Source organism: Methylobacterium sp. Leaf108 (assembly GCF_001423265.1).
Lineage (GTDB): Bacteria > Pseudomonadota > Alphaproteobacteria > Rhizobiales > Beijerinckiaceae > Methylobacterium.
Window position 1 is genome coordinate 21,827 of sequence record NZ_LMND01000005.1, and the last position, 11,506, is coordinate 33,332.

Below are 11,506 nucleotides of genomic sequence, written 5' to 3' on the forward strand. Positions count from 1 at the left end.
ACGAAGTGATGTGGAAATGGTATGAGGGACGTCAGCCCGGATGGAGCTCACCCCAAGGCGCGGCGGAGGATGGCGTTCACACGGTCCTGCCAGCCGGGAGCCGACGCACGAAAGCGCGCGATGACGTCCGCATCGAGGCGCAGGGTAACCGGCTACTTCGACCCGGTTTCATCGTGGCCATCGGGAACAGGCTCGCCGTCGATCAGGCGGACGGCAAGCGTTGGCCATCCTCATCGAGAAGACGGGACGGCTCTCGCCACGTGAGGTCCAACCGACGACGACCATCCGGCCGGCGAGGCGCCCAACCGTGACGATACGAGTGTCGCCGTATGCGGCCCGCAGATCTTCGAATTCATAGACCGGGCCCGCGAAGACGGGTTCCGCCGCCCGAAAATCGAGGCCTCGTTCGATCAAGGTCCTATCACGCTTCGACGGATCGACCGTGATCATCGATGGGCGGTATCTAGATGACCTTCCGGCCCGTTGGCTCGGACTCGACCGGCCAGGGGCGTCCGCCCCCGCTCAATAAATCCAGCGCTGCGCCTTCGCGACGAGAAAATCGCGAAACGCCTGGACGCGGGCGACGGTGCGCATCTCCTCGGCGTAGACGAGGTAGCTTTCCATGTGCGGCATCTCGCTGTCGCGCATGACCTGGACGATCCCGTCCTGCCCGTCGACGGCGTAATCGGGAAGGATGCCGATGCCGGCTCCGGTCTCGATCGCCTTCTGCAGGGCGGCGATGTTGTTGACCGTGAAGTGGATGGTCCGGCGCTCCAGCCCCTCGCGGCCCACCGTGGCGAGCCAGTGGGTGGCCAGCAGGTAGGACGGCTCGTTGCCGCCGAACGAGACCAGGCGGTGCTCGTCGAGGTCGGCGATGGATTTGGGTTCGCCGAAGCGCTTGACGTAATCCTGGCTGGCGAACGCATGGTAGTGGACCGTGAACAGCCGGCGCTGGATCAGGTCCGGCTGGGCCGGGCGGCGCATGCGGATGGCCACGTCGGCCTCGCGCATGGCGAGGTCGAGTTCCTCGTTGGTGAGGATGAGCTCGACGCGCACGTCCGGATAGAGGTCGAGGAACTCGGCCACCCGTTGCGACAGCCAGGAGGTGCCGAGGCCTGTGGTGGTGGTCACCTTGAGGTCGCCCGACGGCCGCTCGCTCGTCTCCACGAGGCGGGCGCGGGTGTTCTCCAGGCGTAGTTTCATGTCGCGGGCGGCGCGAAACAGGAGGTCGCCCTGCTCGGTGAGGATCAGGCCGCGGGCGTGGCGGTGGAACAGCGGCGCCTTGAGCTCGCGCTCCAGCGCGCTGATCTGGCGGCTGACCGCCGACTGGCTCAAGCCGATGTCGTCGCCCGCCCGCGTGAAGCTCCCGGCCTCTGCGACATTGAGGAAGATGCGGATCTTATCCCAGTCCAAGGCCGAAGCACTCCCGAACGCAATCCGTCGCCGACCCGTTTCGTGCGGAAAGACCTTGCCGCCTTTGGCGGCATCCGCCCTAAACTACGGCGTCGATCTTGCGATTGTGTTGCACTCCTGTGCAAGCGCGACACACGGGAAAACGCTGGAGCGTCGGACCGAAAGGGGGATACCGGCTTTCGGGGCAACCACGACGCCACGACGAGGGCCGGCCGCTATTCCGCCGCCGCCTGCTGCGGCGTCTCGCCGACGTCGAGGGCGGCGAGGAACTTCTCCGCCTCCAGGGCCGCCATGCAGCCCATGCCGGCGGCGGTGATGGCCTGGCGGTAGACGTCGTCGGTGACGTCGCCGGCGGCATAGACGCCGGGGATCGCCGTCTCCGTCGTGCCGGGCCGCACCGTGATGTAGCCGCCCTGGCGCAGGTCGAGCTGGCCTTCGAACAGGCCGGTGGCGGGCTGGTGACCGATCGCCACGAAGACGCCGTCGGCCTTGCGCTCGACGATCTCGCCGCTGCGCACGTCCTTGAGCCGCAGGTGCGTGACCGAAGGCGGCTTCTGCGTGCCGCAGATCTCCTCCACCGCGTGGTGCCAGAGCACCTCGACGTTGGCGTGCTTGAACAACCGCTCCTGCAGGATGCGCTCGGCCCGGAACTCGCCCCGGCGGTGGACCACGGTGACCTTGGCGGCGATGTTGGCGAGATAGAGGGCCTCCTCGACGGCGGTATTGCCGCCGCCCACCACGGCGACCTCCTTGCCGCGGAAGAAAAAGCCGTCGCAGGTGGCGCAGGCCGAGACGCCGAAGCCCTGGAACGCCGCCTCCGAGGGCAGGCCGAGCCACTTCGCCTGGGCGCCGGTGGCGATGATCAGCGCGTCGCAGGAGTAGGTCTCGCCGGAATCCGCCTCGAGCCGGAACGGCCGGCTCTTGAGGTCGACCTTGGTGATGTACTCGGCCAGCACCTCGGTGCCGACGTGCTCGGCCTGCTGCCGCATCTGCTCCATCAGCCACGGGCCCTGGATGGCTTGCGCGAAACCCGGATAGTTCTCGACGTCGGTGGTGATCATGAGCTGGCCGCCGGGCTGGAAGCCGGAGATCATCAGCGGCGCGACCATGGCGCGGGCGGCATAGATCGCCGCCGTGTAGCCGGCCGGACCCGAGCCGACGATGACGAGGCGGGCGTGACGGTGGGCCATGGCGAACGACTCCTGGTGGCGATCAACGGGAGAGCGCGATCCCTGCCTGATGACGCATGTAGGCATCGGCGAGGCGTCGCGCGATCTCCGGTGTCGCGTCGATGGGTGCGTAATGCAACATGTCGAGCTGGCCCGTAAACGGCGCCAGGGCGCCGGCCGCCTGCAATCCCGCAAAGAAGCGGCGATGCCGGACATAGGTCCCGGGGAGTTCGAACAGCAGCACGGCGACGCCGGTGCTCACCGCCTCGCCGACCATGTTGGCGGAATCGGAGGTCACGACCACCGCCTCGGCCAGCGCCAGCATCGGCACGTAGGGGTTCTCGCCGCTCCCGTCCCAGAAGAAGGCGGGCCTGTCCTTCGCGAGGGCGGCCAGCGCCGCGCGGAGTGCCGGAGGCGTGCGCCGGGAGACCGTGAGCATGAGGGAGGCCCCCGCCTCGCTCAGGGCCGACAGCTCCGCCAGCAGGCGGGCGGTGTCCGCCGCGGAAAATCGCAGGTGCCGGCTGTCGCCTCCCACCAGGACGGCGACGCGCGGACGGGGGAGGGCGGCAAGGCGCGGGTCGGGCGCGGCGCGGGCGGCGGCCAGGCGCGCCGGCGTCACGCGATGCGGCGGCGTCGGCGTGGTCAGAACGTTCGCACCGCGCAGGTCGTCGTAATCCGGCACCCAGATGAAGTCGGCGCTGGCCGGACCGGTGCGGGGGTCCTTGAGAAAGGCGGTGAAGGTGCGGCCGGCGCTCGCCCGGCGGATGGCCCGCAGGTAGGGCACCGCCTGCCGGCCGGAGGCGAGGAGAAGGTCGGGGAGGGGACCGGCCAGCGCGCCGCCGGACCGGCCGGGGGCATGGCGGGGGTCGACGGGCCCCCATGGAGCCAGCCACGAGAACGGCGCACGGCCCGAGATGCGACGGACGTCGGCCCGGAGGCCGAGGGTCTCGACGAGGCCGAGGCACTGGGTCTCGTCGCCGGCCTTGCCGTCGGTGATCACCCAGGCCCGGGCGCGGGCGATGTCCGGCGGCGGGGCCGCGGAACCGGCCTTCACCCGTCGGGCAGCGCGCGGCGCAGCCATTGCGCGTAATGCTCGGCGATGGCCGTGACCCGGCGGCGCTCGGATTCGGGATCGTACCAGGCGCCGCCCGAACTCGCCGGCAGGGCGGACAGCTGGGGATGCCGGGCGATGACCTCGCCGCGAGGGCCCAGGAGCAGGGCCTCGCCGTCGAGGTAGTCGGTATGGCCGCCGCCGCCGAAGCGGCGTCCCTCGGAACCGACATAGGCGGTCAGCGACAGGCTGCGGACCACCACGACGAGGGCAGGCCCCTGGCCGCCGAGGCGGTCGGCGAAGCTCCTGCGCAACGCCGCCAGGAGATCCGCCTGCAGGGCCTCCGCCTCGGCGCCGCCGCCCTTCGCCAGGAAGGGGCGGACGTCGACGCGGATCGCCGAGACCCGACCGCCTGCGAGGGCGGCGAGGCCCTCGGCACGGAGGCCGATCCCGCCAGCCAGAAGGACGGCGAGCGTCAGCGCGATCCGCGACACGCCGATCCGGCCAAGGCCTGCGAAGGCCTCAGCCACCATACTGGACGGCGACGACTTCGTAGGACTTGCCGCCGCCGGGCGTCGTCACCTCGACGGTGTCGCCCACGCCCTTGCCGATCAGGGCGCGGGCGATCGGCGAGGTGATCGAGACCAGCCCCGAGCGCACGTCCGCCTCCGGCTCGCCGACGAGCTGATAGGTCTTCTCTTCCTCGGTATCCTCGTCGACGAGCTTCACGGTGGCGCCGAACTTGATCTTGGTGCCCGAGAGCTTGGTGACGTCGATGACCTCGGCGCGGGAGATCATGCTCTCCAATTCGAGGACGCGGCCCTCGTTGTGGGACTGCGCCTCCTTGGCGGCGTGATACTCGGCGTTCTCCGAGAGATCCCCCAGGGCGCGGGCCTCCGAGATGGCCTGGATGATGCGCTGGCGCTCCACCTGCTGGCGATGCTTGAGCTCGGCCTCCAGGGCCGCGAAGCCCCGCACCGTCATCGGAACCTTGTCTATCGTCATCGTCTCGCGCCACAATGAATAGGCCCGGTCGGGAACGCTGCCGCTCCCTCCGGGCCAAATGAAACATGTCCCGTTCGCCGCCCCTGGAAGGGCGATGCTAGGACGGCCTGCGCGCACTATTTCAAGCCGCGAAGTATTCCTGCAAGGCGCGGACCTGAAGATCGCCTTCGAGATAGGCCTCGATGCCCTCGGCCGCCGCCATGGCTCCGGCTAGAGTGGTGTAGTACGGCACTTTATGCAAGAGGGCCGCCCGGCGCAGGGACCGCGAGTCCGACAGGGCGCCGGCGCCCTCGGTGGTGTTGAGGACGAGCTGGATGTCGCCGTTCTTGATCGAGTCGACCACGTGCGGCCGGCCCTCCAGCACCTTGTTGATGCGGTCGCAGGGCACGCCGTTCTCCACCAGGTAGCGCTGGGTGCCGCTCGTGGCCACGATCTCGAAGCCGAGCCCGGACAGGAGCTTGATCGCCGGCAGGATGCGCACCTTGTCGGCATCGCGCACCGACACGAACACCCGTCCGCTCCGGGGCACGTTCGTGCCCGAACCGAGCTGGCTCTTGGCGAAGGCGACGCCGAAGCCGGCATCGAGGCCGATGACCTCGCCGGTGGAGCGCATCTCGGGGCCGAGCAGCACGTCGACGCCGGGGAAACGGGCGAAGGGGAACACCGCCTCCTTGACCGCGATGTGGTCCAGCACCTTCGGCTTGAGCGCGAAGCTCGCCAGGCTCTCGCCGGCCATCACCCGGGCGGCGATCTTGGCGATGGGCTCGCCGATCACCTTGGCCACGAACGGCACGGTGCGCGAGGCGCGCGGGTTGACCTCGAGCACGTAGATCGCGCCGTCCTTGATCGCGTATTGCACGTTCATCAGGCCGCCGACCCGCAGGGCCAGCGCCATCGCCTTGGTCTGGCGCTCCAGCTCGGCGATGGTCTCGGGCGAGAGAGACCGCGACGGCAGGGAGCAGGCGGAATCGCCCGAGTGGATGCCCGCCTCCTCGATGTGCTCCATGATGCCGGCGATGAACACGTCGGTGCCGTCGCAGATGGCGTCGACGTCGATCTCGGTGGCGTCCGACAGGTAGCGGTCGAACAGAAGCGGGTTCTTGCCCAGCACCGTGTTGATCTGTCCGGTCTTGTCGTTGGGATAGCGCGACTTGACGTCGGACGGGATCAGGCTCGGCAGGGTGTCGAGGAGGTAGTCGGCGAACTGGGCCTCGTCGCGGATGATCGCCATGGCGCGCCCGCCGAGGACGTAGCTCGGGCGCACCACGAAGGGCAGGCCGAGGTCGGCCGCCACCAGCCGGCTCTGCTCGACGGAATAGGCGATGCCGTTCTTGGGTTGCTTCATCCCGAGCTTGTCGAGCAGGCGCTTGAACTGGTCGCGATCCTCGGCGAGGTCGATGGCGTCCGGCGAGGTACCCAGGATCGGGACCCCGGCGGCTTCCAGGGCGCGCGCGAGCTTGAGCGGCGTCTGGCCACCGAACTGCACGATGACCCCGTGCAGCGTGCCGGCCTGGCGCTCGGTCGCGATGATCTCGAGGACGTCCTCCTCGGTCAGCGGCTCGAAGTACAGCCGGTCGGAGGTGTCGTAGTCGGTGGAGACGGTCTCGGGGTTGCAGTTGACCATAATGGTCTCGTAGCCGGCCTCCGTCAGCGCGAAGCAGGCATGGCAGCAGCAGTAGTCGAACTCGATGCCCTGGCCGATCCGGTTGGGGCCGCCGCCGAGGATGATGACCTTTTTCGCGTCGGTAGGGCGCGCCTCGTCGGCCACGGCGCCGGCGAAGGGGGCGACGTAGGTCGAGTACATGTAGGCGGTGGGCGCCTTGAACTCGGCCGCGCAGGTGTCGATGCGCTTGAAGACGGGACGGACGTCCAGGGCGCGGCGCTGGCGGCGGACCTCGTCCTCGTCGGTCCTGGCGAGCACCGCGAGGCGGGCGTCGGAGAAACCTGCGGCCTTGAGCTGGCGCAGGGCGCCCGGCGTCGTCGGGATGCCGTGCGCCCGCACCCGGTTCTCGAGATCGATGATGCCCTGGAGCTGTTCGAGGAACCACGGATCGATCTTGCAGGAGGCGTAGACCTCCTCCTGGCTGACGCCGAGGCGCAGGGCCTGGGCGACCTTGAGCAGCCGGTCGGGCGTCGGCGTGCCGAGGGCGGCCTTGATGGCGTTGTGGTCGTCACCCTTGCCCAGCCCCTCGATCTCGATGTCGTCGAGGCCGGTGAGACCCGTCTCCAGGGAGCGCAGGGCCTTCTGCAGGGATTCGGCGAAGCAGCGGCCGATGGCCATGGCCTCGCCCACCGACTTCATGGCGGTGGTGAGCGTCGGCTCGGCGCCGGGGAATTTCTCGAAGGCGAAGCGGGGAATCTTCGTCACCACGTAATCGATCGTGGGCTCGAAGGAAGCCGGGGTCGCGCCGCCGGTGATGTCGTTGGCGATCTCGTCCAGCGTGTAGCCGACCGCGAGCTTGGCCGCGACCTTGGCGATGGGAAAGCCGGTGGCCTTGGACGCCAGCGCCGACGAGCGCGAGACGCGCGGGTTCATCTCGATGACGATCATCCGGCCGGTGGCCGGGTCGATGGCGAACTGCACGTTCGAGCCGCCGGTCTCGACGCCGATCTCGCGCAGGACAGCGAGGGATGCGTCGCGCATCACCTGGTATTCCTTGTCGGTCAGCGTCAGGGCCGGCGCGACGGTGATGGAATCGCCGGTGTGGACGCCCATCGGGTCGATGTTCTCGATGGAGCAGACGATGATGCAGTTGTCGTTCCTGTCGCGGACGACCTCCATCTCGTATTCCTTCCAGCCGAGGACCGATTCCTCGATCAGGACCTCGTTGGTGGGCGAGGCGTCGATGCCGCGCTCGACGATGTCGAGGAATTCCTCCCGGTTGTAGGCGATTCCGCCGCCGGTGCCGCCCATGGTGAAGGACGGCCGGATGATGGCCGGCAGGCCGACCTCGGCCAGCGCGATCAACGCCTGGCCGATGGCGTGTTCGCCGTAGCGCTTGCGCCGTTCTGATTCGGTGGACCGCCATTTCTTCTCGAAGGCGCTAAGGGCACCCGCGCGCTCGTCCTCGGGGGTGGTCGCCTCGATCCTGGCGATCTCGCCGAGGTAGCGCTCGCGGTCGGCCTTCTTGGCGGCGGAGGCGTTGGCGAGCGCCGACTTCGGCGTCTCCAGCCCGATCTTCGTCATGGCGTCGCGGAAGAGGTGGCGGTCCTCGGCCTTGTCGATGGCCTCGGCGGTGGCACCGATCATCTGGACGTCGTATTTCTCGAGGGTGCCCATCTTCTTGAGCGAGAGCGCGCAATTGAGTGCGGTCTGGCCGCCCATGGTCGGCAGCAGCGCGAAGCCCCCGGGGAGCACGTTGCGCTCCTTCTCGATGATCTTGGCGACGATCTCCGGCGTGATCGGCTCGACGTAGGTGGCGTCGGCCATGTCCGGGTCGGTCATGATCGTGGCCGGGTTCGAATTGACCAGGACGATCCGGTAGCCCTCTTCGCGCAGGGCCTTGCAGGCCTGGGTGCCGGAGTAGTCGAACTCGCAGGCCTGCCCGATCACGATGGGCCCGGCGCCGATGATCAGGATCGTGGAGAGGTCGGTGCGCTTCGGCATCGGACGCCTTGGATGCGGGCGCGCGCACCCGACCTCGCCGGGCGCCGATACGCGGCACGGGCAAAGGGGCGCTGGCGGCCGGGATTGTCGTTGGAATTTGGCCTTACACGGCGGACGCGCGGTTTGGAAGGGCGCGCGACCCGGGAAGGGGCGGGAGTGCCGTCCGGGCGATGGCGCCCGCCGCGCGATCCGATCCCGGTCTTTGCGGGGGCGGCTGCGCGCGGTCGCCCGTCAGAGGCCGAGGTAGAGGGCGGAGACGGCCCGGTCGATGGACAGGTAGAACACGCCGAAGGCGACGAGGGCGGCGGCCGCGAACTCCACGGCGACGTTCGGCAGCGCCTGCGACCGGCGCATGATCTCGCGCCCGAAGTGGAAGCTGACCCAGGCGACGGTGAGGACCACCGGCATCGCGAACAGGAACGACCAGGTGCTCTCGATCCGGTCGAGGCCCGCCGTCGGATCGATCAGGGCGCGGATGTTGCGGACCCACGGTGCGTAGCAGGCCGAATACAGCGACGTCATCCAGGAGAGGCCGACCGCGACCCCGAAATGGAACGTGAAGATCCCATGCAGGCGCGAGAAGTCGTCGCGCACGTCATCCACCGTCATCGTCAACCCCTGAGCGGCACCGTCCGAGCGTGGTGTGGGAGCTTTCGTCCGACACCGTTATCGCTTCGTTAACGGGCCGCCTAATGGCGGGAAAAACGGGATTTTTTGTGACTCGCCGCGCTCACGGGGAGGGGGGCGAGACGGTTTCCGGCTTGCCCGCCCGCATCAGCGCCACGAACCGCTCGAACAGGTAGTGGCTGTCGCGCGGGCCGGGCGAGGCCTCGGGGTGGTGCTGCACCGAGAAGGCGGGCCGATCGGTGAGGGTGAGGCCGCAGTTCGAGCCGTCGAACAGGGAGACGTGGGTCTCCACCGCCGTGGCCGGCAGGCTCGCGGGATCGACCGCGAAGCCGTGGTTCATCGAGACGATCTCGACCTTGCCGGTGGTCTTGTCCTTCACCGGGTGGTTCGCGCCGTGGTGGCCCTGCGCCATCTTCACGGTGCGACCGCCGAGCGCCAGGCCCATGAGCTGGTGCCCGAGGCAGATGCCGAAGGTCGGCACCCTCTCGTCGAGGAGCGCGCGGATCACCGGCACCGCGTAGTGCCCGGTCGCGGCCGGGTCGCCCGGGCCGTTGGACAGGAACACGCCGTCCGGCTTCATCGCCATGATCGCTTCGGCGGAGGTGGTGGCCGGGACCACGGTGACGTCGCAGCCGGCCTCGGCGAGCAGGCGCAGGATGTTGCGCTTCACGCCGTAGTCGATGGCCACGACCTTCAGGCCCCGCCCGGCGGCGCGGCTGCCGTAGCCGGCTTTCACGTCCCATGCGGTCTGCGACCAGTCGCTCGCCTGCGTGCTGGTGACCGGCGGCACGAGGTCGAGGCCCTCCATCGGGGCGAGGGCGGCGGCACGGGCCTTGAGCGCATCGCGGTCGAACGACCCGTCCGGGTCGTTGGCGATCACGGCGTTGATCATGCCGTTGTCGCGGATCAGCGCGGTCAGGGCCCGGGTGTCGACGCCGGTGATGCCGACGATGCCGCGGGCCTTCAGCCAGGCGTCGAGATGGCGCGACGAACGCCAGTTCGACGGGTTGGTCACCGCCGAGGCCACCACGGTGCCGCGCACCCCGGAGGCCGGGGCATCGGCCAGGCTCTCGAGGTCCTCGTCGTTGGTGCCGGTGTTGCCGATGTGCGGGAAGGTGAAGGTGACGATCTGCCCGGAATAGGACGGGTCGGTCAGGATCTCCTGGTAGCCCGTCATGGCGGTGTTGAAGCAGACCTCGCCATCGGCGATCCCGGTCTGGCCGATGCCGAAGCCCTCGATCACCATCCCGTCGGCGAGGACGAGGAGGGCGGTGGGCACCGGCTCGGCCCAGGGAGCGGGTGCGCGGGCGGTGGCGCCGTCGTCTTGCAGCATCGGCTCGATCTCGCTTATGTCCGGCCATTCCCGGCGCCGTCGAAGACGGCGCGTGCGGGTGGCATCGTCGTGCCGTGCTCATACCGAGCGGGCGTCGACGGGGTCAATGTGGCCCCGGCCGCCGCCCGGCTCAACCGCCCCGATTCGCACACCACCCCCGATGTCGACGCCCGACAGGAGACGACCATGCTGCGTGCCCGCCTGACCACCGAGATGAAGGAGGCCATGAAGGCCGGCGACAAGGCCAAGCTCGCCACCGTGCGGATGATCCAGGCCGCCCTCAAGGACAAGGACATCGAGGCGCGCGGGCTCGGCAAGGAGCCGGCCTCGGAGGAGGAGATCCTGGCGCTGCTCCAGAAGATGATCAAGCAGCGCAACGAATCGGCCGGCGTCTACGACCAGGGCGGCCGCCCCGAACTCGCCGAGGCCGAGCGGGCCGAGGCCGCGATCATCGCCGCCTACCTGCCCCAGCAGATGGACGAGGCCGAGACCAGGGCCGCCATCGACGCGGCCATCGCCGAGACCGGTGCCGCCGGCCCCAAGGACATGGGCAAGGTCATCGCCGCCCTGAAGGGCCAGTTCGCCGGCCGGATGGATTTCGGGCGGGCGAGCGGGCTGGTGAAGGAGGCGTTGAACGCCAAGGGGTGAGGATCGTCCTCATGCCGCCGGGCCGGGCTCGCTTTCCTTCGCACGCATGTAGCTGCGCAACACGGCGTTGATCCGGCTCTGGTAGCCGGCTCCGCCGCGTTTGAAAAAATCGAGCACGTCCTCGTCCAGCCGGATCGAGATCGGAGCCTTGCGCTGCGGGATCACCAGCTGCGCCCGCGACCAGTCGATGTCGAGGGGCGCCGCGTCGGGATCGGACGCGACCGCAGCCGCGATATCCTCGTCCGACAAGGCCTCCAACCGTGCCAGGTCGGTCAGGCCCACGGGGCGCTCGTCAAGCGGACCGACCCGCGTGATAGATGTCTCGCTCATTTCGCCTTGCCCTTCTCGCAGAGATGATTCGCTTCACACCGCCGCGATCCGTCCAGACCACGGCGATGACGCCCGACCCGGGTGCGCCAAGCCCAAGCACCCCAAGGGTGACATTCCTATTCCCGTCGCCACGCATCGAGGGAAAGGTCAAATGCGGGCGGCTGAATACAGAGATCACATCTCTAAAATCGATACCGTGCTTTATGAGGTTACCGTTTCGTTTTTCTTCATTCCATTCGTAGGAAATATCTTCCATTTAAGAATTTCCCGATGCCGTTCGATCGATGATGAAATCAGTATACCATGGAAAAACTCGCAATTGT

13 protein-coding genes are annotated in these 11,506 nt (G+C 68.7%); 1 reads left to right on the forward strand and 12 read right to left on the reverse strand.

Annotated features, from left to right (window positions below):
• Positions 1–47: 47 nt before the first annotated feature.
• The 10 genes from ASF39_RS21070 to carA form a co-directional block, all read right to left on the reverse strand.
• The gene (locus ASF39_RS21070) at positions 48–143 is read right to left on the reverse strand and encodes a BrnA antitoxin family protein (RefSeq protein WP_156648413.1); all 96 of its coding nucleotides are present in this window, start codon (positions 141–143) and stop codon (positions 48–50) included.
• 25 nt (positions 144–168) lie between these two features.
• Positions 169–450, reverse strand: coding sequence for a BrnT family toxin (locus ASF39_RS20265; protein ID WP_082494388.1), 282 nt, complete (start codon positions 448–450; stop codon positions 169–171).
• A gap of 72 nt (positions 451–522) precedes the next feature.
• Positions 523–1,413, reverse strand: coding sequence for a LysR family transcriptional regulator (locus ASF39_RS05380; protein ID WP_055883273.1), 891 nt, complete (start codon positions 1,411–1,413; stop codon positions 523–525).
• A 215-nt stretch (positions 1,414–1,628) separates the two neighbouring features.
• Positions 1,629–2,603 (reverse strand): thioredoxin-disulfide reductase, encoded by a 975-nt coding sequence (gene trxB, locus ASF39_RS05385; protein ID WP_055883275.1) that lies wholly within the window; start codon positions 2,601–2,603, stop codon positions 1,629–1,631.
• 22 nt (positions 2,604–2,625) lie between these two features.
• Positions 2,626–3,636, reverse strand: a complete 1,011-nt coding sequence (locus tag ASF39_RS05390; RefSeq protein WP_244472283.1) for a mitochondrial fission ELM1 family protein — start codon at positions 3,634–3,636, stop codon at positions 2,626–2,628.
• On the reverse strand, positions 3,633–4,127 hold the full coding sequence (locus ASF39_RS05395) for a hypothetical protein (protein WP_244472284.1): 495 nt from the start codon (positions 4,125–4,127) through the stop codon (positions 3,633–3,635). Before ASF39_RS05395 ends, ASF39_RS05390 begins: the two co-directional genes overlap by 4 nt.
• A gap of 28 nt (positions 4,128–4,155) precedes the next feature.
• The gene (greA, locus tag ASF39_RS05400) at positions 4,156–4,632 is read right to left on the reverse strand and encodes a transcription elongation factor GreA (RefSeq protein ID WP_200938171.1); all 477 of its coding nucleotides are present in this window, start codon (positions 4,630–4,632) and stop codon (positions 4,156–4,158) included.
• A 127-nt stretch (positions 4,633–4,759) separates the two neighbouring features.
• Positions 4,760–8,245, reverse strand: a complete 3,486-nt coding sequence (carB, locus tag ASF39_RS05405; RefSeq protein WP_055883280.1) for a carbamoyl-phosphate synthase large subunit — start codon at positions 8,243–8,245, stop codon at positions 4,760–4,762.
• 231 nt (positions 8,246–8,476) lie between these two features.
• The gene (locus tag ASF39_RS05410; RefSeq protein WP_055883285.1) at positions 8,477–8,854 is read right to left on the reverse strand and encodes a hypothetical protein; all 378 of its coding nucleotides are present in this window, start codon (positions 8,852–8,854) and stop codon (positions 8,477–8,479) included.
• Positions 8,855–8,975: 121 nt separating this feature from the next.
• Positions 8,976–10,205, reverse strand: a complete 1,230-nt coding sequence (carA, locus tag ASF39_RS05415; RefSeq protein WP_056281728.1) for a glutamine-hydrolyzing carbamoyl-phosphate synthase small subunit — start codon at positions 10,203–10,205, stop codon at positions 8,976–8,978.
• A gap of 186 nt (positions 10,206–10,391) precedes the next feature.
• Between carA and ASF39_RS05420 the strand changes: the two genes are divergently transcribed.
• Positions 10,392–10,853 carry a GatB/YqeY domain-containing protein gene (locus ASF39_RS05420; protein ID WP_055883326.1) on the forward strand — a complete coding sequence of 154 codons (462 nt, stop codon included), beginning with the start codon at positions 10,392–10,394 and terminating at the stop codon, positions 10,851–10,853.
• Positions 10,854–10,862: 9 nt separating this feature from the next.
• On the opposite strand, the gene ASF39_RS05425 is transcribed toward ASF39_RS05420, so the two are convergent.
• Positions 10,863–11,135, reverse strand: coding sequence for a BrnA antitoxin family protein (locus ASF39_RS05425; RefSeq protein ID WP_244472285.1), 273 nt, complete (start codon positions 11,133–11,135; stop codon positions 10,863–10,865).
• Between the two features lie 10 nt (positions 11,136–11,145).
• Positions 11,146–11,439, reverse strand: coding sequence for a BrnT family toxin (locus ASF39_RS20270; RefSeq protein WP_200938165.1), 294 nt, complete (start codon positions 11,437–11,439; stop codon positions 11,146–11,148).
• Positions 11,440–11,506 lie beyond the last annotated feature (67 nt).

Excerpts from the sequence above, each read along its gene's own strand:
- trxB (WP_055883275.1), bottom strand. The coding sequence starts at position 2,603 with ATGGCCCACCGTCACGCCCGCCTCGTCATCGTCGGCTCGGGTCCGGCC.
- carB (WP_055883280.1), bottom strand. The coding sequence starts at position 8,245 with ATGCCGAAGCGCACCGACCTCTCCACGATCCTGATCATCGGCGCCGGG.
- ASF39_RS20270 (WP_200938165.1), bottom strand. The coding sequence starts at position 11,439 with ATGGAAGATATTTCCTACGAATGGAATGAAGAAAAACGAAACGGTAAC.
- carA (WP_056281728.1), bottom strand. The coding sequence starts at position 10,205 with ATGCTGCAAGACGACGGCGCCACCGCCCGCGCACCCGCTCCCTGGGCC.
- ASF39_RS05420 (WP_055883326.1), top strand. The coding sequence starts at position 10,392 with ATGCTGCGTGCCCGCCTGACCACCGAGATGAAGGAGGCCATGAAGGCC.
- ASF39_RS20265 (WP_082494388.1), bottom strand. The coding sequence starts at position 450 with ATGATCACGGTCGATCCGTCGAAGCGTGATAGGACCTTGATCGAACGA.
- ASF39_RS05410 (WP_055883285.1), bottom strand. The coding sequence starts at position 8,854 with ATGACGGTGGATGACGTGCGCGACGACTTCTCGCGCCTGCATGGGATC.